The sequence below is a fragment of the Kocuria rhizosphaericola genome, from assembly GCF_044462205.1.
GTDB lineage: Bacteria > Actinomycetota > Actinomycetes > Actinomycetales > Micrococcaceae > Kocuria > Kocuria rhizosphaericola.
This window is the reverse complement of record NZ_JBISWK010000004.1, coordinates 22,772-43,402: the sequence shown is the minus strand read 5'-3', so window position 1 is coordinate 43,402 and position 20,631 is coordinate 22,772. Positions and strand designations below refer to the sequence as shown.

20 protein-coding genes and 1 tRNA gene are annotated in these 20,631 nt (G+C 74.5%); 12 read left to right on the top strand and 9 right to left on the bottom strand.

Going from position 1 to position 20,631, the window contains the following annotated elements; translation table 11 throughout:
* Positions 1–72: 72 nt before the first annotated feature.
* Together ACH9D2_RS00545 and ACH9D2_RS00540 are read left to right on the top strand one after the other, a co-directional pair.
* The gene (locus ACH9D2_RS00545; protein ID WP_396360758.1) at positions 73–3,867 is read left to right on the top strand and encodes a hypothetical protein; all 3,795 of its coding nucleotides are present in this window, start codon (positions 73–75) and stop codon (positions 3,865–3,867) included.
* Positions 3,857–4,123: a hypothetical protein gene (locus tag ACH9D2_RS00540; protein WP_396360756.1), complete on the top strand. Its 267-nt coding sequence runs from the start codon at positions 3,857–3,859 to the stop codon at positions 4,121–4,123. Before ACH9D2_RS00545 ends, ACH9D2_RS00540 begins: the two co-directional genes overlap by 11 nt.
* Here ACH9D2_RS00540 and ACH9D2_RS00535 read toward each other — a convergent pair.
* The 3 genes from ACH9D2_RS00535 to ACH9D2_RS00525 all read right to left on the bottom strand — a co-directional run bounded on the left by ACH9D2_RS00535 (position 4,092) and on the right by ACH9D2_RS00525 (position 5,969).
* Positions 4,092–4,808: an SAF domain-containing protein gene (locus ACH9D2_RS00535; protein WP_396360755.1), complete on the bottom strand. Its 717-nt coding sequence runs from the start codon at positions 4,806–4,808 to the stop codon at positions 4,092–4,094. The genes ACH9D2_RS00540 and ACH9D2_RS00535 overlap by 32 nt on opposite strands.
* A gap of 129 nt (positions 4,809–4,937) precedes the next feature.
* A complete protein-coding gene (locus ACH9D2_RS00530) occupies positions 4,938–5,264 on the bottom strand; it encodes an FmdB family zinc ribbon protein (RefSeq protein ID WP_396360754.1) in 327 nt (108 codons plus the stop codon).
* A gap of 63 nt (positions 5,265–5,327) precedes the next feature.
* Positions 5,328–5,969: a 5-formyltetrahydrofolate cyclo-ligase gene (locus tag ACH9D2_RS00525; RefSeq protein WP_396360753.1), complete on the bottom strand. Its 642-nt coding sequence runs from the start codon at positions 5,967–5,969 to the stop codon at positions 5,328–5,330.
* Positions 5,970–6,131: 162 nt separating this feature from the next.
* Here ACH9D2_RS00525 and galU point away from each other — a divergent pair, with 162 nt between their 5' ends.
* The 4 genes from galU (at position 6,132) to ACH9D2_RS00505 (ending at position 10,597) form a co-directional block, all read left to right on the top strand.
* Complete coding sequence (gene galU, locus ACH9D2_RS00520; RefSeq protein ID WP_396360752.1) at positions 6,132–7,046, top strand: UTP--glucose-1-phosphate uridylyltransferase GalU; 915 nt, start codon at positions 6,132–6,134, stop codon at positions 7,044–7,046.
* A gap of 14 nt (positions 7,047–7,060) precedes the next feature.
* Entirely contained in the window at positions 7,061–7,693 is a 633-nt protein-coding gene (locus ACH9D2_RS00515) for a GNAT family N-acetyltransferase (RefSeq protein WP_396360751.1), read from the top strand.
* Positions 7,694–7,848: 155 nt separating this feature from the next.
* Positions 7,849–8,751, top strand: a complete 903-nt coding sequence (locus ACH9D2_RS00510; RefSeq protein WP_396360749.1) for a hypothetical protein — start codon at positions 7,849–7,851, stop codon at positions 8,749–8,751.
* 169 nt (positions 8,752–8,920) lie between these two features.
* Complete coding sequence (locus ACH9D2_RS00505; protein ID WP_396360748.1) at positions 8,921–10,597, top strand: CYTH and CHAD domain-containing protein; 1,677 nt, start codon at positions 8,921–8,923, stop codon at positions 10,595–10,597.
* Positions 10,598–10,679: 82 nt separating this feature from the next.
* Here the strand turns inward: ACH9D2_RS00505 and ACH9D2_RS00500 are convergent.
* A tRNA-Ala gene (locus tag ACH9D2_RS00500) sits at positions 10,680–10,752 on the bottom strand.
* A gap of 120 nt (positions 10,753–10,872) precedes the next feature.
* On the opposite strand from ACH9D2_RS00500, the gene ACH9D2_RS00495 reads away from it, so the two are divergent.
* The gene (locus ACH9D2_RS00495) at positions 10,873–11,766 is read left to right on the top strand and encodes a LysR substrate-binding domain-containing protein (protein ID WP_396360747.1); all 894 of its coding nucleotides are present in this window, start codon (positions 10,873–10,875) and stop codon (positions 11,764–11,766) included.
* Positions 11,767–11,779: 13 nt separating this feature from the next.
* Here the strand turns inward: ACH9D2_RS00495 and ACH9D2_RS00490 are convergent, their stop codons facing one another.
* Both ACH9D2_RS00490 and ACH9D2_RS00485 read right to left on the bottom strand, forming a co-directional pair.
* Positions 11,780–12,118 carry an antibiotic biosynthesis monooxygenase family protein gene (locus ACH9D2_RS00490; protein ID WP_396360746.1) on the bottom strand — a complete coding sequence of 113 codons (339 nt, stop codon included), beginning with the start codon at positions 12,116–12,118 and terminating at the stop codon, positions 11,780–11,782.
* A complete protein-coding gene (locus ACH9D2_RS00485; protein WP_396360745.1) occupies positions 12,115–13,125 on the bottom strand; it encodes a mechanosensitive ion channel family protein in 1,011 nt (336 codons plus the stop codon). The genes ACH9D2_RS00490 and ACH9D2_RS00485 overlap by 4 nt, the downstream gene beginning before the upstream one ends.
* A 264-nt stretch (positions 13,126–13,389) precedes the next feature.
* Between ACH9D2_RS00485 and ACH9D2_RS00480 the strand changes: the two genes are divergently transcribed.
* Complete coding sequence (locus ACH9D2_RS00480; protein WP_396360759.1) at positions 13,390–14,001, top strand: VTT domain-containing protein; 612 nt, start codon at positions 13,390–13,392, stop codon at positions 13,999–14,001.
* A gap of 9 nt (positions 14,002–14,010) precedes the next feature.
* Here the strand turns inward: ACH9D2_RS00480 and ACH9D2_RS00475 are convergent, their stop codons facing one another.
* Positions 14,011–15,051, bottom strand: coding sequence for a magnesium and cobalt transport protein CorA (locus ACH9D2_RS00475; protein WP_396360744.1), 1,041 nt, complete (start codon positions 15,049–15,051; stop codon positions 14,011–14,013).
* Between the two features lie 129 nt (positions 15,052–15,180).
* On the opposite strand from ACH9D2_RS00475, the gene ACH9D2_RS00470 reads away from it, so the two are divergent.
* The 4 genes from ACH9D2_RS00470 to ACH9D2_RS00455 are packed head-to-tail and all read left to right on the top strand — an operon-like array spanning position 15,181 to position 18,862.
* Positions 15,181–15,654, top strand: a complete 474-nt coding sequence (locus ACH9D2_RS00470) for an NUDIX domain-containing protein (RefSeq protein ID WP_396360743.1) — start codon at positions 15,181–15,183, stop codon at positions 15,652–15,654.
* Positions 15,651–16,682, top strand: a complete 1,032-nt coding sequence (locus ACH9D2_RS00465) for a glycine betaine ABC transporter substrate-binding protein (protein WP_396360742.1) — start codon at positions 15,651–15,653, stop codon at positions 16,680–16,682. The genes ACH9D2_RS00470 and ACH9D2_RS00465 overlap by 4 nt, the downstream gene beginning before the upstream one ends.
* Before the next feature lie 43 nt (positions 16,683–16,725).
* Entirely contained in the window at positions 16,726–17,943 is a 1,218-nt protein-coding gene (locus tag ACH9D2_RS00460) for a pyridoxal phosphate-dependent aminotransferase (RefSeq protein WP_396360741.1), read from the top strand.
* 49 nt (positions 17,944–17,992) lie between these two features.
* Positions 17,993–18,862: a PPK2 family polyphosphate kinase gene (locus ACH9D2_RS00455; protein WP_396360740.1), complete on the top strand. Its 870-nt coding sequence runs from the start codon at positions 17,993–17,995 to the stop codon at positions 18,860–18,862.
* A gap of 104 nt (positions 18,863–18,966) precedes the next feature.
* On the opposite strand, the gene ACH9D2_RS00450 is transcribed toward ACH9D2_RS00455, so the two are convergent.
* Positions 18,967–19,242 carry an exodeoxyribonuclease VII small subunit gene (locus ACH9D2_RS00450; protein WP_396360739.1) on the bottom strand — a complete coding sequence of 92 codons (276 nt, stop codon included), beginning with the start codon at positions 19,240–19,242 and terminating at the stop codon, positions 18,967–18,969.
* Between the two features lie 49 nt (positions 19,243–19,291).
* Positions 19,292–20,593, bottom strand: coding sequence for an exodeoxyribonuclease VII large subunit (xseA, locus tag ACH9D2_RS00445; protein WP_396360738.1), 1,302 nt, complete (start codon positions 20,591–20,593; stop codon positions 19,292–19,294).
* Positions 20,594–20,631 lie beyond the last annotated feature (38 nt).

Below are 20,631 nucleotides of genomic sequence, written 5' to 3'. Positions count from 1 at the left end.
CGGTCCGCACGGACCGCTCGACCCGTGCGTGAGCGGTGCCCGGCCCCCGGGCCGAGGCGCAGGAGGAGAACCATGTCGATCGGAGCCGACCGCACCCCCCAGGGGTCGGAGCCCTCCCGGGCGCAGCCCCCGCGCGTCTCGCTGCAGCCCTGGACCCGCCAGATGGACGCCTACACCGGCCCGGACACGCTGCTGGACTTCAACCAGGTCGACAACGTGTGCATCGACCTCACCGAGGCGAACTCCTCCGGCCAGGCGCAGCTGCTCATGGGCCGCCCCACCCGCCTGTCCACGATCGTGCACGACCCCGAGGCCTACGCGCACGCCGTGCGCGCCGCCCGGTCCCTGCGCACCAAGACCCACGAGCTGTCGGTCAACCACGGGCTGGACGCCGCGTACCTCGCCGCGGGCACCGCGTCCTGGCTCGCCCGGCCCCGGGGCTCCGACCCCACCGGCGCCGGCCAGCGCCGCTGGATCGCCCCCGTGCTGCTCGCGCCCCTCGCCCTGAAGCCGCGCCCGGACCTCGACGACTTCGAGCTCCAGCTCGTCGGTCCCGCCCGGCTCAACCCCGCCATGGTGCGCCGGCTGGCCGCGGAGCACGGCGTGGACCTGACCTCCGGGGAGCTCGCCCGGCTCGCCTACGGCACCCGGCGGCTCGACCCGGCCCCCGCGCTCGAGACGCTGCGCTCCCTCGCCGGGGCGGTGCCCGGGATGCACGTCGAGCACAAGCTGCTCGTCTCCACGTTCGCGGACCTGCACGACCGCCCCGCCGACCTGTCCGTCGTGGCCCGCACCGCGGTCGTGCGGGACCTCGCCCGGCTCAAGGACTCCGCCGTCGGCCGGATCCCGCAGGTCGAGGAGATCTGGAACGACTCGCCCCCGATGGACCAGCGCGACCCCGCCGACGAGCTGCTGCTGCTCGACGCCGACGGCCCCCAGCAGGAGGTCCTCGACCTCGCCGCGCAGGGGCACTCCTTCGTGGTGACCGCGGCGCCGGGCACCGGCCAGCTCGACACCGCCGTCAACACGGTGGGCACCCTCGTGGCCGCCGGCCGGACCGTCCTGGTGCTGGGGGAGCGGCGCACCACGCTCGCCGCGTTCGGGCGGCGGATGGACGGGCTGGGCCTCGGCACCGCCGTCCTGCCCCTGTCCTCCCAGCTCAGCGACGCCGACGTGGCCCAGCAGCTCATCCGGGCGGTCGCCCGCAACGAGCGCGCCGAGCGCCCGGACCTCACCGAGCTGCACGAGACGCTGCGCACCAGCCGCGACCAGCTCGCCGAGCACGTCCGGTCCCTGCACACCGTCCGGCCGCGGTGGTCCGTCTCCCCGTACCGGGCCGTGCAGGCGCTCGCCGAGCTGACCTCCCGCCGGCCGGCGCCCGCCACGTCCGTGCGCTTCCCGCGCTCGGTGCTCGACGCCGTCGTCGAGCGCGGCGACGTGGTCACCCGGCTCGAGCGCGCCGCCGAGCTCGGGGCCTTCGACGCCGGGACCCTGGCCGCACCCTGGACCGGGGCGCGGCTGGTAAACGAGGACGAGGCCCGCCAGGCGCACCGGCTCGCCCAGTCCCTGCTGCTGGAGCTGACCACCCTCGAGACCGGGATGCGGCACGTGCTGGCCACCAGCGGGCTGCGCGGCGGCGCGACCGTCCCCGAGTGGGGCCGACAGCTGCGGCTGCTGCAGGAGGTCCAGGACTCCCTGACCCGCTTCACCCCCGACATCTACGACCGGCCCGTGACGGACCTGGTCGCCGCGACCGCAGGGTCCGGCTGGCGGCGCGAGCACGAGATCGAGATGACCGGGCTGCAGCGCTCACGGCTGCGCAAGGCCGCGAAGGAGTACATCCGCCACGGGGTGCACCTCACGGACCTGCACAGTGCCCTGCTGCGCGTGCAGTCGGAGCGGGAGCGGTGGCGGGAGTGGGCCACCTCGACGAAGCACCCGGTCGTCTCCGAGCGGGTCGAGGAGCTCGCGGCGGTGCAGGCCCGCTTCGTGGAGGACCTCGAGGGCCTGGCCATCGCCCTCGAGGGCTCGCCCACCGGCGACGACCTCCTCGGGCAGCCGGTCGACCGGCTGCGGGAGACCCTGGACCGGCTCATCAACGACGAGGAGAACCTCGCCGTGCTGCCCGAGCGCACCGTCCTGCTCGACGAGCTGCGCGGCCAGGGCCTCGGCGAGCTCGTGGACGACCTCGTCCGGCGCACCGTGCCCCGCGAGGAGGTCCCCGGGGAGTTCGACCTCGCGTGGTGGCAGTCCACGCTCGAGGCCATGATCAGCGGCGACGACTTCCTGGCGATGCCCGAGGGCCACGCGCTGCGCAAGGTGGAGTCCGTGTTCCGCCGCGCCGACGCCGCCCACGTGGCCTCCGGCGCCGGCCGGCTCCTGTGGGAGCTCGCCGACCGCTGGCAGCGCACCGTGCGGCGCTCCCCGCGCCCGGCGGCCGCCCTGCGACGGATGCTCCGGGAGGGCGCCGCACCGCTCGAGGAGCTCGGCGCCTCGGCGGGCGAGCTGATCGGCTCGCTGGTGCCCGTCTGGACGGCCAGCCCGCTGGTGCTCTCCGCGGCGCTGCCCGAGGACCACGACTTCGACGCCGTGGTGGTGCTCGACGCCGAGAGCTCCCCGCTCGCGGCGGTGCTGCCGGCCCTGACCCGGTGCCGTCAGGTCATCGCGTTCGGGGACCCGCACCTCGGCCGTCCGCAGCCGTTCACGGTGGCCCCCACCGCGGTCCCCGCCCCGGGCGCCCAGCCGGTGGTCGAGGTGGACAGCGCCTTCGACGCCCTCTCCCGGGTGGTGCCGGAACGGGCGCTGCGGACCGTGTACCGGTCGATGGACGAGCAGGTCTTCCGCCACCTCAACGAGCAGTTCTACGGCGGACGCCTGAGCAGGATCCCGCACGGCGAGTCCGTCACCGGAGCCACCCCCGTCCTCGACGTCGAGTACGTCCCGGACGGCGTGGGCGCCCTGACCGCCGGGATCGAGGGCATCCAGGCGCCCGCCGCCGAGGTGCGGCGCGTCGTCGAGCTCGTCTTCGAGCACGCGGCCCGCCACCCGCGCCGATCGCTGGCCGTGGTGACGGCCAGCGCGGTGCACGCCGCGCGGATCGCCCAGGCCGTCCGGCAGCGGATGCGCGAGGAGCCCGGCGCCGCGGACTTCTTCGCCCCGGGCCCCGAGTCCTTCCGGGTGGTCGACCTGCACCGCGCGGCGGGCATCGTGCGGGACACCGTCATCTTCTCGCTGGGCTTCGGCAAGACGGCCAACGGGCGCACCGTGCCGTACCTCGGGGCGCTGTCCGAGCGGCACGGCCGCCAGCACTTCGTGCTCGGCATGACCCGGGCCCGCCACACCACCCGCATCGTGACCTCGCTGCACCCGGGCGAGATGGAGGGCAAGGGCCTCCAGCACGGGGCCCGGGACTTCGCCCGCGTGCTCGCCGCGCACCTCGGCGGGTCGCCCCCGGGCGAGGAGGACGCGCAGGACACCCACGACGACGCCCTGGTGGTCGACCTCGCCCGGCGCCTCGGAGAGCGCGGGGCCTCGGTGCGGCTGCACTACGCGGGCGTCCTCGACCTGGTCGCCTGGGCCGGCACGGAGTCGCTGTCCGCGGGGACCGTGCCGCCGGGGCGCGCCCGCGCCGAGGACCGGCCGCTGCGGATCCCGGTGGCGGGGCAGTCCGACGGATCGGCGGAGAACGCCGCCCTGTCCGTGCGGGAGCGCTCCCGGCTGCGGCCCCAGCAGCTCGAGCGCACGGGCTGGAACTACCTCACACTGTGGACCATCGAGGTCTTCACCGATCCGGACACCGTGGCCGAGCTGATCCGGCGCTACCTCGGCCTGCCCGCCGGAGACCGTCGGGGCACCCGTGCCGGCTGAGCCCGACCAGGCGGACGGCGGGGCCCCCGGTCCTGCTCAGCCGGACCGGGGGCCGGGACAGGACGCGCCCGCGGCCCCGCGCCCCCGCAGGCGCGGGCCGCGGCGGGCCACCGGCGGCACGTTCAGCGGGGCGGAGCCGCACCTGCCCGGTCTGGACGGGCGGGCGCCCGGCACGGACGAGGAGACCGCCGCGGGGGCCGGGGAACGGGCGCACGAGGAGTGGCTCAGGGCGCAGCGGCCTCCGCACTGGGGCTGAGCGGCGCCGGGACGAGGACCACGGTGGTGCGCCCGGTTCCGCCGGCGCCGGCGAGCTGCGCGGCGCCCGCGTGCGGGGTCCCCACCACCAGCAGGCCCTCCTCCTCGGGAGCCGGAGGCCCCTCGAGGAGGCCGCCGCCTCCGCCGGGACCCCCGGAGGAGACCCACAGCACCGGCAGGTCCCGGCCCAGGACGTGGCGGTCGCCCGGTGCGGCCCCGTCGGGCAGGTGGACGACGTCCACGTGGTCGCCCGCGCGCACGTGGCGGAGCACCCCTGGGTCGTCGATGCGCAGGGTCACCGCCGTGACGTCCTCGGCCTGCCCCGTCAGCAGACCCGGTCCCACGAGCGCGGTCTCCGTCAGCGGCTGCCCCGGGCCCACGGCACCCGCGAGGACACGCCCGGAGAGCTCCGCGGGATCGGCGACGGCGCCCTCCGGTGCGAGCCCGTGCGGATAGGCGGCCACCGCGAGCTGCTCCGGGACGACCACCGCGCCCGCGGGCAGCGCCTCGGCGGCCGTGACCACCGGCACCGTCCGGGTCTGGGGCGGTCCGAGCCGCAGGACCACCAGGCCCACGGCGAGGCCGAGGAGCAGCCCGGCCACGAGCCGGCGGCGCCGGGACAGGACCGAGCGCAGGTGCAGGGACAGCGGATAGCGGCGTCGGACGGTCCGGGGGCGTCGGCTCATGCGCCGCACCCTACGGCGCGGGCGCGCCGGAGCCGGGTGCGCCGGGGCCGCCTGGGGAGCGGCGGGGCCCGTCGCCGGGGAGGAGCACCGCGTGCAGTCCGGACGCCGGGACGGCGTCCGGGGACCGTCTCAGTCGGAGGACCCGCCCGTCGTCGCGGAGGCGGACGAGGACGCGCCCGCGGTCGCCGGGGTCGCGCTCGTCGTGGAGGCGGCCGCCGGCGCGGCCTCGGAGGAGGAAGCGGCGGAGGAGGAGGTCGAGGCGCCGGAGTCCGTGCCGCCGGAGCGCGAGTCGTTGCGGTAGAAGCCGGAGCCCTTGAACACCACGCCCACCGTGTTGAACTTCTTGCGCAGGCCCCCCTCGCACTCCGGGCAGACGGTCAGGGCGTTCTCGCTGAACGACTGGCGGATGTCGAACGCGTGGCCGCAGTCCTTGCAGGCGTAGGCGTAGACGGGCATGGGTCCTCCTGGGAAGGGTCGACGAGGGCGCTCTCTGGCACTCGAAGGGGTCGACTGCCGATTCTACCGCGTTCCCGGACCCGTGCCGGCGGGTCCGTCCAGGGGCACGGGCCCGTTCTCCGTGAGGGCCAGCGGCACGGGCGCGTCGAGCTCCTCCATGGGCACGGTCCCGGCGGGGAGGACCTCGTCGGCGAAGACGCACACCGCGGTGCGCAGCTCCGGGTGCGCCGTGCGCGGCAGCGCGGCGAGGAAGCGGTCGTAGTAGCCGCCGCCGAAGCCCAGCCGCGCGCCGTCGGGCGCCACGGCGAGCGCGGGCACGAGCAGCAGGCCCACGGCGTGCATGACCTCGGCGCCGTGGCGGGCGCCGACGGGCTCGCGCAGCCCACCGGCGCCGCCGGACCGCTCGGGGGCGCCCGGCGACCAGCGCGCCCACGAGAGCCGGCGCCCGGGCTCGCACACGGGCACCCAGATCCGGTGGCCGCGGTGGTGGGCGGTGACGAGGGCGCGCTCGAGGGGCGGCTCGGTGGGCAGCGGGAGGTACGCGGCGATGTCGAGGTGCGGGCGGTCGGCGAGGAGCTCCGCGAGGTGCCGGTCGAACCCGACGGCGGCGTGCTCCCGGGCGGCCCGGGGGCGTCGCGCACGGGCCGCCCGCAGCTCGCGGCGCATCCGCGCCTTCGCCTCGGCGGGCCCACCGTGATCGGTCATCGTGGTCGTCCGCTCCTGTCCGGCGCTCGGGCCGGGGAGGCGCCCCGGACGCGCCGGCCCACGCGGGCCGGTGGTGCGAGGGTAGCCGTGGCCGCCGCGGCGATCAACCGTGCCCGGCCGGGAATCCGCCGGGCCCCGTGCCCGATCCGTTAGCCTGAGCCCATGAGTGGAAACAGCAATCCCCGGACGGTCCGGAAGGCCGTCATCCCCGCCGCCGGGCTCGGCACCCGGTTCCTCCCCGCGACGAAGGCCATGCCCAAGGAGATGCTGCCGGTCGTGGACCGCCCGGCCATCCAGTACGTGGTCCAGGAGGCGGTCGACGCCGGCCTCCAGGACGTCCTCATGATCACCGGGCGTTCGAAGCGGGCGCTGGAGGACCACTTCGACCGCGTCCCGGCACTGGAGCACCAGCTCGAGGAGTCCGGCAAGACCGAGCTGCTCCGGGAGGTCGAGCACGCCTCCGAGCTCGGCGAGATCCACTACCTGCGCCAGGCGGACCCCAAGGGACTGGGCCACGCGGTGCTGCGCGCCAAGATCCACATCGGCGACGAGCCCTTCGCGGTGCTGCTCGGCGACGACCTCATCGACGCCCGGGACTCCCTGCTCACCGAGATGATCGCCGTCCAGGAGCGCACCGGCGGCTCGGTCGTCGCGCTCATGGAGGTCCCCCAGGAGCAGATCGGCGCCTACGGCTGCGCCGACGTCACGCCCGTCGAGGGCGAGAACTACGTGCGGATCAACGGGCTCGTCGAAAAGCCGTCCCCGGCCGAGGCCCCCTCCAACCTGGCCATCATCGGCCGCTACGTCCTGCACCCGGACGTCTTCGAGGTGCTCGAGAGCACGGCCCCCGGGCGCGGCAACGAGATCCAGCTCACCGACGCGCTGCAGACCCTCGCCCAGCGCGAGGGCGAGGGCGGCGGGGTCTACGGCGTGGTCTTCAAGGGCCGTCGCTACGACACCGGTGACAAGCTCAGCTACCTCAAGGCCAACATCATCCTGGCCTCGGAGCGCGAGGACCTCGGGCCCGAGCTGTGCGAGTGGCTCAGGGAGTACACCCGGTCCCTGCCGGTCGGCTGAGAGGCCGCGCTCCCGTGGCCGGACAGCTCCGGTGGCCCGTCACCGTCTCCTGGGGTGAGCTCCGGCTGCGCCCGTTGGCCCGGGGGGACCGCAGGGAGTGGGACGCCGTGCGCGCCCGCAACCGGGACTGGCTCGACCCCTGGGAGGCCACGAACCCGGCACCCGGCGGGAGGCCGCCCACGTTCGGGCAGTTCGTGCGGAGCCTCGACCTGCAGGCACGGCAGGGCACGGCGCTGCCCTTCCTGATCACGGAGCGGATCCCGGGGACGGAGCGGTTCGGGCTGGTCGGCCAGCTGACCGTCTCCGGGATCTCATGGGGGTCGTTCCTGTCGGCGACCCTGGGCTACTGGGTGGACCGGGACCAGGCGGGCCGCGGCGTGGCCCCCATGGCGGTGGCCATGGCCACCGACTACTGCTTCCAGGGACTCGGCCTGCACCGGATGGAGATCAACATCCGGCCGGAGAACACCAAGTCCCTGCGGGTGGTGGAGAAGCTCGGGTTCCGGGACGAAGGCCTGCGCAAGGACTTCCTGCACATCGACGGGCGCTGGACGGACCACCGCAGCTTCGCGCTCACCGCGCCCGAGGCACCCGAGGGCCTCGTCCGCCGGTTCACGGGATCGGACCGGCCCGCCGTGTGGCAGTGACGGGTCGGGCCGTGTCCACAGGGATACCCACAGGCGCGTCCCTGCGGTAGTAGGCTGTTCCTCACGGCCCGAGCCCGGGCCCCGGACACGCCGGCGCAGCGCGCCGGCGGCTCACGTCCGCTCGATCCAGCGACCACAGAGGCAGGACCGCGACCATGATCTGGGTGAGCAGCTCGGCCGTGCTGGCCCTCGTGTGCGCGCTCTCGCTGTTCTGGGTCGTGCCACGGCTGCAGCGCCGCCGGGAGGCCTCCCTCGAGGCGCAGGTCGAGATGACCGATCCCGTACCGGAGCACTTGCCCGCGCCGACCGAGCAGCCCGCACCCGCGTCCCGCCGACGAAGGAACATCATGGCGACCACCGACACCGTCTCCCGGCCCGCCGACGGCGAGCCCGGCCGTTCCGGCGCCGGGACCCTGCACATCAAGCGGGACCGCGCCGGGATCCTCCTCACCGGGGGCGCCGCCCTCCTGGCCGCGCTGGTCACCGCCGTCGTCGCGCCGTTCTCCGCCGCGGTCAGCTGGCCGTGGCCCGTCTTCCTGCTCCTGCTGGGCATCGGCTCCGTCCTGGCCCTGCGCTACCTGGCCGTCCAGGACCGGGCGGCCCGCCGATCGTCGCGTCCTGCGTCCCGGGCGCCGGAGGAGGAGCTGCACGCGCCCCGGGAGGACGTCGCCCTGTTCGACAACGAGCACGCCGTGGCGCAGGAGGTCCGCGAGCAGTCGCGCCGGACCGACGAGGACCTCGACCTGCCCGCGGCCGAGGAGCAGCCGAGCTCTCCCGCCCCGGCGGCCTTCACGGTCGAGGAGCTGCGGGCCGAGGCGCTGCGCGTGGCCCGCGAGTCCGCCGCTGCCGCTCCGGGCCGGACCTGGGAGCCGGTCGCCGTGCCGCGGCCGACGTACGCCGAGGCGCCCGTGGTCCAGCGACCGGAGCCGGAGCCCCTGGCGGTCCCGGAGCAGCCCACCGCCCGCTCCACGAGCCTGAAGGACGCCGTGCGCACGGGCGAGGAGCAGGGTCGCGCCGCCCTCGACCTCGACGACGTCCTCAAGCGCCGCCGGGCCTGACCGGACACACCCCGCGGCCCGGCGCACCGGGCCCCGCGCACCGCCGCACGCTCCCGCTGGGGCCGTGCGGCGGATGGCGTTGCCGGGGGTTGCGCGCCGTCCCGGTATCATCGCCACAACGGCCGGCCGCCGGGTCCGGCGGCCGGTGGCCCGGACCAGGAGGACACCCATGACCGCCGGCGCCCAGCGCGAGGTCGAGCGCAAGTACGAGTTCCCGGAGGGCGCCGAGGCCCGTGTGGACTGGAACCGGCTGGAGGGATGCACGGTCTCGGCGGACCCCGTGGAGCACCGCATGGAGGCCGTCTACCACGACACCCAGGACATGGCCCTGGGCCGGCGGCTCGTCGCGCTGCGCCGGCGCCGGGGCGGGGCCGACGACGGGTGGCACGTGAAGTTCGACGGCCCGGGCGGACGCCACGAGCTGCAGGTGCCGCTGCTGCGCACGCCGGACCGGATGCCCGCGTCCGTGCGGAACCTCCTCGCCGGCCTGACCGGCGGCCAGGAGCTGCGCCCGGTCGCGACCCTCCGCACCGTCCGGCAGGTGCGCATGATCAGCGACAGCACCGGGACGGACGTCGCCGAGCTCGCCGCGGACGTCGTCGAGGCCGTCGACGAGCGCACCGGCACGGCGCGGTCCTGGTCGGAATGGGAGGTCGAGATCCTCGACGGCACGGTCCCCGAGGAGCGCCAGGAGCAGCTCTTCGCCGCGGTCGAGGCCGTGGTCCGCGCGGCCGGCGGGAAGCCGTCCACCTCCCGGGCGAAGATCGCCCGTGCCCTCGGCGAGGAGGACGACGACACCCCGGCGGAGCCCGACGAGCAGCAGCAGAAACAGGGCAAGCAGGGCAAACCGGGCCAGAAGACGAAGAACACGGAAGAGCAGGGCAAGGGGAAGAAGGACAAGGAGAAGAAGGACAAGGGGAAGAAGGGGAAGAAAGCGGGCAAGGAGCCCGGGCCGGACGTGCTGCGGGCGGTGCTCGGGGAGCTCGCGGAGCAGCTGGTGCTCTGGGACTTCAAGGTCCGCCTCGACGTGCCGGACGCGGTGCACCAGATGCGCGTGACCTCCCGCTCCCTGCGCAGCGTCCTCAGGGCGGCCGCGCCGTTGCTCGACGGGGACGCGGCGGAGGAGCTGGACGCCAGGCTGCGTGAGCTCGCCCGTGCCCTCTCCGCGGCGCGGGACGCGGAGGTCACCGCAGAGCTCCTGGCCGGGCGCGTGGCCCAGCTCGACGGCCGGGTGGAACCGGCGGTGGCCGAGAGCCTGCAGCGGCGGGCGGAGGAGCAGGCGCGGACGGCGGCCGGGAAGGTACGCCGGCACGTGACGGGCCAGGAGCACCTGAGGCTCCTGGCGGACGTCCAGGACTTCGCGGCGGCTCCGCCGGTGACCGAGGAGTGCGCCCGGCTCTCGGGGCGCGACGTCTCCGACGCGCTGGTGCACCGGGCCCTGCGGAAGGTGGTGCGCGTGGCCGAGGGTGTCGCCGAGGCGGAGCGGGCCGGGGAGACCGGCGGGCAGCAGCGGCTGGAGCACCTGCACGACGTCCGCAAGGCGGTCAAGCGCGTGCGCTACGTCGACGGCGTCCTGGACCGGACCGGGATGCGGCCGGGCAAGCAGCTGCGGCGCGCGGCCCGGGACGCGGAGGACTACCAGGACGAGCTGGGCCGGATCATGGACGCCGCGGTGGTGGAGCGGTGGCTCGCGGGCACGGCGAGGGCCCTCGAACGCTCGGGCGAGGACCGCTACGCCGTGGGGACGCTGCACGGCGCCGAGATCGTCCGGCTGCGCGCCGGGACCGACGGCGGGGCGGACGTGGTCGGGGTGCTCCTGTCCCAGCTCCGCGAGGACCTGGCCTGACGGGCGCTCCCCGGGAGACGGGAAGAGGCCCGGCAACGACGAAGCGGGACATCCCGGTGGGATGTCCCGCTTCATCGATCCGTGGAGCTAAGGGGAATCGAACCCCTGACCTTTTCATTGCGAACGAAACGCTCTACCAACTGAGCTATAGCCCCGGAGCAACCGTTCCATCGTATACATCCCGCGCCGGTTTCGCATCCCGGGCGACCGGCGCGTCCGGGGCGGCTCCCACCGGTGGTCGGGGAACGGGTCCGGCAGTGGGTAGATTGGCCGCCATGGACGACACGCCCGGACCCCAGGAACCCGCCGCCGCTCCGGCCGACGAGAACGCCGACCTGGTGGTCGCCTTCGTTCCCGGCGTCATGCCCGGCAAGTGGTTCTTCCGGTGGCGGGACCGCAATCCGGGCCGTGTCCTCGTCGAGCACCCGCTGGAGACGGACGCGTGGCACGAGGAGCTGGAGGCCGGGCGCGCCCACGCGTGCTTCGTGCGGCTGCCCGCCCACCCGCGAGCCGGGGTCGACGACCTCACGGCGCTGCGCGAGCGGTACCGGGCCGTGGAGCTCTACGCGGAGCAGCAGGTCGTGGTGCTGCCCCGGGACCACGAGCTGACCCTGTTGGACGAGGTGCCGGTCGCGGAGCTCGTGGACGAGGTGCTGCTGCAGGAGCCCAGGACCCTGCCCGAGCGGCACCGGCTGCGTTCCCCGGAGGCGGTCGCCGCCGACGCCCCGCTGCCTCCGATCCGCCACGCCCGGGACGCCGTCGAACTCGTTGCCGCGGGTCTCGGGCTGGTGGTCGTGCCGATGTCCCTCGCACGGCTGCACCACCGCAAGGACCTCGTCCACCGGGTGGTGCCCGACGCCGCCGCGGTCCCCGTGGCGCTGGTGTGGCCGCAGGACCTGCCGGACGAGCAGGAGGAGCTCGTGCAGGACTTCGTGGGCGTCGTCCGCGGGCGGGGCCTCAACAGCTCCCGCGGCGGGGCCGCACCGGCGTCCCCGGCGGCGGAGGACCGGCCGGCGTCCGGGACGAAGCCGGCACGGGCGCCGTCGTCGCCCCGTGGGGGGAAGCCTCCGCAGGGGGCACGGCGGGCGGGCGGATCCCGGGGAGGGACCCGGGGCGGCCGTGGCGGGCCCAAGGGCGGTCGCCGGTCCGGCGGCCGCGGCCGCCGCTGAGCGCGCCGGCGGGCTACTGCTGCTCGGCGTCCCGGTGCTGCTCGACGGCCACCGTGTAGGACCACAGTTCCGAGGTGGTGCTCACGGGGCGGGGGCGCTCGCCCTCCCCGGCGGTGCCGCCGCCGTGGGACCGGGCGAAGTCCTGCGAGGACCGCCAGGCGTCGTAGGACTCCTCGTCGGCCCACCGGGTGAGCACGAGCCACTGCGTGCGCCCGTCCGTGGGCTGCAGCAGCTCGAAGCCCTCGAAGCCCGCGACCCCGGTCATGGAGCCGCTGTGCGCGGCGAAGCGCCGGCCCAGCTCGTCGCCGGAGTCGGCGGGGACGGTGATGGCGTTGATCTTGATGATGCTCATGCGTCCGATCCTGGCACATCGCGCCGGACGGCCCGGACCTGGCCCGTCTCCGGCGGGCCGGGCGCGGCGACCCCGGCCTCGGCCTGCCGGATCACGGTCTGGTTCAGCAGGGGCACGTGCAGGCCCTCGCGGTCCAGCATCTTCTTGATCCGCAGCCGCAGCGCCCGGGCCACGTCCCACTGCTTGAGGGGGACGGTGCGGACGGCCACGCGCACGGTGACGGACTCGCCGGTCACGGCCTCGACGCCCCACACCTCCGGGTCCTCGGTGATGTACTCGCCGACCTTCGGGTCGTCCCGCAGCAGGCCCGCCTCGTGCAGGATCAGCTCCGTGACCAGCTCGATGTTCGTGTCGTAGGGCACCGGCAGGTCCAGCACGCAGCGGGCCCAGCCCTGGGACTGGTTGCCCACCCGCAGGATCTCCCCGTTGCGCACGTGCCACAGGGTGCCGTTGACGTCCCGGACCTGGGTGACGCGCAGCCCCACGGACTCGACGGTTCCGCTCGCCTCGCCGAGGTCGACGACGTCCCCGATGCCGAGCTGGTCCTCCGCGACCATGAAGAGCCCCGACAGGTAGTCCTTCACGAGGGACTGCGCCCCGAAGCTCAGGGCCACGCCGGCGATGCCGGCGGACGCCAGGACGGGACCGATGTCGTAGTCCAGCTCCGAGATGATCATCACCAGGGCGACCGCCCAGATCACCACCGTCGCCACGGACGAGAGCACCGACCCGATGGTGTGGGCGCGCTGGGCCTGCCGGGCACCGGCCAGGCCCGCGTCCTCGACCCAGCGGGGCCTGCCCCGCTCCATCCGGCGCACGATCCGCGAGCGGCTGCCCTTCGCGATCCCCCCGGTGACCCTCCGGATCAGCAGGCGCACCACGGCGGCCAGGATCGAGGCGCCCAGCAGCACCAGCAGGATCCGCAGCGGCTTGTCGAGCCAGAAGTCCCACATCGGGTCCAGGGACGGCACGGGGGAGGACAGGGGGACGAGGACGGGGAGGAGCATGGGGGAAGCGTAACGAACGATGTCCGCGGCCCGGCAGCCGTCCAGCCGCCCCGGAGGTGGGTCGGGCACAATGGTGGTCGCACCCGCCGGGCCGCCACCGCCCCCGACCGCCACCGAGGACCCATGCCTGCACCCAGCCCCGCCCTGACCGACGCCCCCGACGCCGCCACCCCGGGTGCTGGGGCCCTGGCCGTTCCGGGCACCGGGGCCCAGGACTCCGGCGCCGAGGCGCTGGGCGGGATCGCCGACTGGGCCGTCGACGTCATGGAGGCCATCGGGGCGCCGGGCGCCGGTCTGCTCGTCGCCCTCGAGAACCTCTTCCCCCCGCTGCCGTCCGAGGTGATCCTCCCGCTGGCGGGGTTCACCGCGAGCCAGGGCAGCTTCACGGTGGGCGGGGCGATCTTCTGGACCACGCTCGGCTCGGTGGTCGGCGCCGTGGTCCTCTACTGGATCGGCGCCGCGCTCGGCCGCCGCCGGCTGCGGGTCGTCGTGGACCGGATGCCGCTCGTGGACCTGCACGACCTCGACCGCACCGAGGCGTGGTTCGAGCGGCACGGGAAGGGCGCGGTCTTCTTCGGGCGCATGATCCCGGTCTTCCGGTCGCTGATCTCGGTCCCGGCGGGCATCGAGCGGATGTCCTTCGCCGTGTTCGTCCTCCTCACCACGGCGGGCTCCCTCATCTGGAACACCGTCTTCGTGCTCGCCGGGTACCACCTCGGCGAGAACTGGCACCTCGCCGAGCAGTACGCCGGCATCTTCTCCCGGATCGTGGTCGTCACCGTGGCGGCCCTCCTCGGGTGGTGGGTGCTCAAGCGGATGCTGCGCAACCGCAGGGGCCTGTCCGACGCCGCCCGCCGCGAGCAGGGACGGCCGTGACCGAGCCGGTCACAACCACCGTTTGAGCCGGAACACGGTGTACAGCACCACCCCCGTCAGGAGCATCAGCACCAGGGCCATGGGATATCCCCACACCCACGACAGCTCCGGCATGACGCGGAAGTTCATCCCGTACACGGAGCCGATGATCGAGGGCGCGAAGAGAATGGCCGCCCAGGACGAGATCCGCTTCATCTGATCGTTCTGCTCGATCGCGGCCTCGTTCTGCCGGGCGGCGAGCTGGGTGGAGTCCAGCATGAGGGCGTTGGTGAGGGACGCCTGGAAGGCCTCGACCTTGTTGTTGACGAAGATCAGGTGGTCCAGGACGTCCCGCAGGCTGTGCTGCAGCTCCCGGGCCGCGCCGGCCTCGCCGAGCTCCTCGAGGAACTGCCGCAGCTCCATCTCCAGCGGGGCGACCGCCCGGTGGAACGCGCTGACCTCCCGGGTGAGCTGGTAGATCCGCCGCGAGACGACGCCCTCCCCGGAGCCGGAGAACAGGGCGTCCGAGATCTCGTCGATGTCGTTCTCGAGCCCTTCGACCACGGGGTAGTAGTCGTCCACGGTCTGGTCGAGCACGGCGTAGAGCACGGCCTCCGCACCGGTCCCCAGCAGCGCGGGCTGCGACTCCACCCGGGCCCGGACCCGACCGACCCGCCCGTGCTCGGACTGCCGGACGGTGATCACGAAGCCTGGCCCCGTGACGATGTGGATCTCCCCGAAGTCGACGGTCTCGGTGGCGTCCTGGTAGACGGCCGGGCGCAGCACCGTGAACAGCGTGGCCCCGTAGCGGTCGAGCTTGGGCCGCTGCTCGGCCTGCCGGATGTCCTCCACGGCGAGCTCGTGCAGGCCGAACTGCTCGGCCAGGGAGTCGAGCTCGTCCTCGGAGGGCCGGTGCAGGCCGATCCAGGCGAGGACGCCGTGCTCCCCGGCATCGGTGCCGCGGGGATCCTCGGCCCGCAGCCGGGCGAGCAGCCGGTAGGTCTCCTCGAGCGTGGCGGGGGACGCGATGCGCTGCCCGCCCCGGTAGACGGCGTTGTCGACGATGCTCACGGGCCCATTATCCCTGTGCCCCACCACGTCGCCGGCTGCGAGCGCGTCCGCCGGGCGGGGCGCCGAGCCGACCGCCGGCCCCCGCGCGCGCTGTCGTCGGCCCGCCCCGGGCGTTCCTAGAATGGGGACATGAGTTTCCCCATGGACACCCGGGTGGGTGCCTACGCCGTCATCGTCCAGGACGGGGCGGTGCTGCTCAGCCACTGGAATCCCCGCCACCCCACGCTGCGGGGGGCGTGGAGCCTGCCCGGCGGCGGCATGGAGATCGGGGAGCAGCCCGCGCAGACCGCGATCCGCGAGGTCCACGAGGAGACCGGTTTCACCGTGGAGCTCGACGAGCTCCTCGGCGTGCACAGCCGGCACATGGGGCCCGACGAGCGGCTGGACGGACGCGGCCGGCCCTTCCACGCGCTGCGCGTGATCTACCGCGCCCACATCACCGGCGGGACGCTCACCTCGGAGCAGGACGGGTCCTCCGACGAGGCCCGCTGGTTCCCCCTGGCCGCGCTGCCGCAGCTGCCCCTGGTCGGCCTCGTGCCCGTGGGCCTCGAACTGGCCGGGCTCGTCGCCGCGGACCCCACGCAGACGGGGGACGGCCGGTGACACGTCGGCGCACGGCCGCGGGACTGCTCGCCGTCGCCGCGCTCACCGGGTGCGGCGGGACGGTCGAGGCCCCGGAACCGCCCCCGGCTCCCGTGGCGTCCCCCGCGGCGGAACCGGTCCGGATCGCCGCGGGGCCCACCGGGCAGACGGCCGTGCTCGCCCACGTCTACGCAGGGCGGCTCCGGGAGGCGGGCTTCGAAGCGAGCGTGGTCGACGCCGGGACCGACCGCGCCGACTACCTCGGTGCTCTCGAGCGCGGGGAGGTGGAGGTCGCCGCGGACTACTCCGGCAACCTCTACCTGCACCTGCGTGGCCGCGCTCCCGTGGGTCCTGCCACGGCAGTGCCCACGGACGGTCCGACGCCCACCCCCGCGCCGTCCCCGGCCGCCGAGGACGGCGGGCTCGCCGAGGACCTCTCGGAGCTGCTGGGGCTGGGGGAGGAGCGGGCGGACGACGACGACGTGCTGGCCGGTGTGCAGGACGTGCTGCCCGAGGGGCTGCGGACCCTCGAGCCGGCCCCCGCGGAGAACACGGTGGCGGTCGTCGTGACCCGCCCGACCGCCGTCGAGCACGGGCTCACCGACCTGGAGGACCTCGGCCCGGTGTGCGACGAGCTGGCCCTCGGCACCGACCTCGACTTCGCGGGCCGCTCCTACGGCCCGGAGGGGCTGGCGGAGGCCTACGAGTGCGTGCCCGGCCGGTTCGTGCCGTTCGGCGCCCAGGAGGACCTCGTGGACGCGCTGCTCCAGGACCGGGTGCAGGCGGCCGCCCTGTTCACGGCCTCGCCCGCGATCGAGGACAACGCCCTCGTGGTCCTGGCCGACCCGCTCAACAACTTCGTCCCGCAGCGCGTGGTCCCCGTGGCCGCCGAGGACCTGCCCGACGCGGCCGCCGACGTCGTCGACGCGGTCTCCGCGCAGATCGGCACCGACGACCTGGTGCTGATGACCCGGATGACCTCCGCCCGCGACCCGTACACCCCGGAGGAGGCCGCGCGGTACTGGCTGGAAGGCGGCGACGACACCTGAGCGGCGCCCGGGCGGCCTCCGGCCCGGGGGTAAGGTGTACCGCATGTCAGTGGTGAAGCAGTCCGACAAGCTCAAGAACGTCCTCTACGACATCCGCGGTCCCGTGCTGGAGCAGGCGGAGCACATGGAGGCGGAGGGCCATCGGATCCTCAAGCTCAACATCGGCAACCCCGCGCCGTTCGGCTTCGAGGCACCCGACGCGATCCTCGTGGACATGATCAAGAACCTGCCCAACGCGCAGGGCTACTCGGACTCCCGCGGCATCTACTCGGCGCGCACCGCCGTGGTGCAGTACTACCAGACGCGCGGGATCATGAACCTCGACACCGACGACGTCTACCTGGGCAACGGCGTCTCCGAGCTGATCACCATGACGCTGCAGGCGCTGTGCAACCCCGGCGACGAGATCCTCATCCCGTCCCCGGACTACCCGCTGTGGACCGCCTCGGTGGCCCTGTCCGGCGGCACCCCCGTGCACTACCGGTGCGACGAGGACAACGACTGGAACCCCGACCTCGAGGACCTCGCGGCGAAGATCACCTCCAGGACCAAGGGCATCGTGATCATCAACCCGAACAACCCCACGGGTGCGGTGTACTCCCGCGAGGTGCTGCAGACCATGGTGGACCTCGCCGCGGAGCACGAGCTGATCCTGTTCTCCGACGAGATCTACGAGAAGATCACCTACGACGCCGCCGAGATGATCAACACCGCGACCCTGACCGGCGAGGACGTGCTGTGCCTGACGTTCTCCGGGTTGTCCAAGGCCTACCGGGTGGCCGGGTACCGCGCCGGGTGGCTGGCGATCACCGGCCCCAACTGGAAGGCCGAGAGCTTCATCGAGGGCATCAAGCTGCTCGCCAACATGCGCATGTGCGCCAACGTCCCGGCCCAGCACGCGATCCAGACCGCCCTGGGCGGCTACCAGTCGATCAACGACCTGGTCCTGCCCGGCGGGCGGCTCAAGGCCCAGCGCGACCTCGCCCACCGGCGGCTCAACGAGATCGACGGCGTGTCCTGCCGGCAGGCCGACGGCGCCCTGTACCTGTTCCCCAAGCTCGACGTGGAGAAGTTCAACATCGTCGACGACGAGAAGTTCGCCCTCGACCTGCTCAAGGAGCAGAAGATCCTCGTCAGCCACGGCCGGGCCTTCAACTGGCCCGAGCCCGACCACTTCCGGCTCGTGACCCTCCCGTCCGTGGAGATGCTGGCCACGGCGCTGGACCGGATCGAGGAGTTCCTCGGCAGCTACCGCCAGTGACCGGCGGGCCGCGCACCGCGGCCCGCACCGCTACCCCAGGAGGTCCCGCATGAGCGCAGCCGACCGGAGCCCGGGCGCCGGGTTCGTCCAGGACGTGCGGCCCCTGCTGCGCGCGCGGCCGGGACTCTCCCTGGACGCCGTGGACACCGGCTCCACCCCGGGGTTCACCGGGAACAAGAAGAGCGGCAACGAGCTGCGGGTCGCCCGGGACGCCGAGCTGTCCGAGCTGCAGCGCCAGATCTACGCCAACGCCACGGTGGGCGCCCGGCACCGGGTGCTGCTCGTGCTGCAGGGCATGGACACCTCCGGGAAGGGCGGCGTCATCCGGCACGTCCTGGGCGGGCTCAGTCCGCACGGCGTGCACACCCACGGCTTCGGCCGGCCCACCGAGGAGGAGGCCGCCCAGCACTTCCTGCAGCGGGTCCGGCGGCAGCTGCCCCGGCCCGGGGTGATCGGCGCGTTCGACCGGTCGCACTACGAGGACGTGCTCGTGCCCGTGGTGCACGACGTGCTCGACGACCGGCAGCTCGAGCGGCGCTACACGGAGATCCGCCACTTCGAGCAGGAGCTCGCCGACGACGGGGTGGTCGTCGTCAAGGTGTTCCTGCACCTGGGCCTGGACGAGCAGCGCGAGAACCTCGTCGCCCGCATCGACGACCGGACGAAGCAGTGGAAGTTCGACCCCTCGGACCTCGAGGCCCGCAGCCGGTGGGACACCTATCTGGCCGCCTACGAGCGGGCCATCGACGCGACCGACGCCGACCACGCGCCCTGGTACGTGGTGCCCACCGACCGGAAGTGGTACGCCCGGGCCGTGGTCCAGGACCTGCTGATCTCCGCGCTCAGGGGCCTGCGGCTCGACTGGCCGGATCCCGGCTACGACGTCGAGGACGCGCGCCGGCGCCTCGCCGGGCTCTGACCCTTGTAGGGCTCTGACCCTTGTAGGGCTCTGACCCCTGTCGGGCTCCGACCCCTGTGGGGCTCTGACCCCTGTCGGCCTCCGACCCCTGCTGGGCGAAGGCCTCAGCCGCGCCCGGCGCCCTCGTCGTCGCCGGCGCCGTCGGTGTCCGCACGCCGGGCACGGGCCGCGTCGAGCCGCTCCCGGGCGCCGTCGAGCCACTGCTCGCACCGGGCGGCCAGGGCCTCGCCGCGCTCCCACAGGGCGAGGGACTCCTCGAGGGACGTGCCCCCGGTCTCGAGCCGGGAGACGACCTGCACGAGCTCCTCGCGGGCCTGCTCGTAGCCCAGGCCGGCGATGTCGGACAGGTCGGGTGCTGCGGGGTGGTCGGTGCTCGCCATGGGTGGCGCCTCTCGTTGGGGACGGTCGGGATGTCGGTGCTGCGGAAGATCAGGGGGCGCCGGGACGCTCGCCCGGGCGCCGGGCGGAGACGGTCTCGGTGCGCACGCCGAGCTCTCCCGAGGCCAGGCGCACCCCCAGCGGGTCCCCGGCGCGGACGGAGGCCGCGTCGGTGACCACGGCGCCGGAGGCGTCCAGGACCACGGAGTAGCCGCGCTGCAGGGTCTCCTGGGGGGACAGGGCCCGCACCCGGGCGCGCAGGTGCCGCACGGCGTCGCGCTCCCGCAGCGTGCGGGAGTCCACGGCGGACAGCGCCCGGGTGCGCCACCGGTCCACGTCCTCCTCCCGGAGCAGGATCATGTCCTCCGGCTGGGCCAGGGCGGGCCGGGAGCGCACGGCGGCGAGACCGGCGGACTCCCGGTCCAGGAACCCCCGCACGGCGCGGTCCAGGCCCGCCCGCGCCCGGGCCACCCCGGCGCGCTCCTCGACGACGTCGGGGACGATCCGCTTGCCGGCGTCCGTGGGGGTCGAGGCCCGCAGGTCCGCCACCCAGTCGAGCAGCGGCTGGTCGTTCTCGTGCCCGATGGCGCTGACCACCGGGGTCCGGGCGGCCGCCACGGCGCGGATCAGGGACTCGTCGCTGAAGGCCAGGAGGTCCTCGAACGAGCCGCCGCCGCGGGCGATCACGATGACGTCCACCTCGGGCATGCCGTCGAGCTCGCGCAGCGCCTGGGTGACCGCGCGCACCGCGCCGGAGCCCTGCACCGCGACCTCCCGGACCTCGAAGTCCACGGCCGGCCAGCGCAGGGACGCGTTGCGGATGACGTCCTTCTCTGCGTCGGAGTTGCGCCCCGTGACGAGGCCGACCCGGCGGGGCAGCAGCGGCAGCGGCTTCTTCCGGGCGTCGTCGAAGAGTCCCTCCTCGGCGAGCGCCCGCCGCAGCCGCTCGAGCCGCTCCAGCAGGTCCCCGAGACCCACCGGCCGGATGCCGCGGCCCAGCATGGACAACCGGCCGGTCTTGGCCCAGAAGTCCGGCTTGAGCTGGGCGACCACTCGCATCCCCTTCTCCAGCGGGCGGTCCAGGTGGGCGGTCTCGTTGGCGAACAGGGTCACGGGCACGGAGATCTCGGCGTCGACGTCCCGCAGGGTCACGTAGGTGACGCGGGCGCGCCGGTTGAGCTCGATGATCTGCCCCTCGACCCACGTGGGCGCGCAGCGGGCGATGTAGGCGTGCAGATTCTCCGAGAGCAACCGGAGCGGCCACGGGTTCTCCGGGGTGGTGCGGTCCGCCCGCGACGGCAGCTCCCGCGCACCACCCGCCGGCGCGTCCTGCTGCGGCTCCAGATACGTCATGCCTCATGCTTACCACCCGACGGGGACAGCCGTGCGCG

Coding starts and splice junctions, on each gene's coding strand:
- ACH9D2_RS00545 (WP_396360758.1), top strand. CDS start 73: ATGTCGATCGGAGCCGACCGCACCCCCCAGGGGTCGGAGCCCTCCCGG.
- ACH9D2_RS00535 (WP_396360755.1), bottom strand. CDS start 4,808: ATGAGCCGACGCCCCCGGACCGTCCGACGCCGCTATCCGCTGTCCCTG.
- ACH9D2_RS00530 (WP_396360754.1), bottom strand. CDS start 5,264: ATGCCCGTCTACGCCTACGCCTGCAAGGACTGCGGCCACGCGTTCGAC.
- ACH9D2_RS00525 (WP_396360753.1), bottom strand. CDS start 5,969: ATGACCGATCACGGTGGGCCCGCCGAGGCGAAGGCGCGGATGCGCCGC.
- galU (WP_396360752.1), top strand. CDS start 6,132: ATGAGTGGAAACAGCAATCCCCGGACGGTCCGGAAGGCCGTCATCCCC.
- ACH9D2_RS00510 (WP_396360749.1), top strand. CDS start 7,849: ATGATCTGGGTGAGCAGCTCGGCCGTGCTGGCCCTCGTGTGCGCGCTC.
- ACH9D2_RS00505 (WP_396360748.1), top strand. CDS start 8,921: ATGACCGCCGGCGCCCAGCGCGAGGTCGAGCGCAAGTACGAGTTCCCG.
- ACH9D2_RS00495 (WP_396360747.1), top strand. CDS start 10,873: ATGGACGACACGCCCGGACCCCAGGAACCCGCCGCCGCTCCGGCCGAC.
- ACH9D2_RS00490 (WP_396360746.1), bottom strand. CDS start 12,118: ATGAGCATCATCAAGATCAACGCCATCACCGTCCCCGCCGACTCCGGC.
- ACH9D2_RS00485 (WP_396360745.1), bottom strand. CDS start 13,125: ATGCTCCTCCCCGTCCTCGTCCCCCTGTCCTCCCCCGTGCCGTCCCTG.
- ACH9D2_RS00480 (WP_396360759.1), top strand. CDS start 13,390: ATGGAGGCCATCGGGGCGCCGGGCGCCGGTCTGCTCGTCGCCCTCGAG.
- ACH9D2_RS00470 (WP_396360743.1), top strand. CDS start 15,181: ATGAGTTTCCCCATGGACACCCGGGTGGGTGCCTACGCCGTCATCGTC.
- ACH9D2_RS00460 (WP_396360741.1), top strand. CDS start 16,726: ATGTCAGTGGTGAAGCAGTCCGACAAGCTCAAGAACGTCCTCTACGAC.
- ACH9D2_RS00455 (WP_396360740.1), top strand. CDS start 17,993: ATGAGCGCAGCCGACCGGAGCCCGGGCGCCGGGTTCGTCCAGGACGTG.
- ACH9D2_RS00450 (WP_396360739.1), bottom strand. CDS start 19,242: ATGGCGAGCACCGACCACCCCGCAGCACCCGACCTGTCCGACATCGCC.
- xseA (WP_396360738.1), bottom strand. CDS start 20,593: ATGACGTATCTGGAGCCGCAGCAGGACGCGCCGGCGGGTGGTGCGCGG.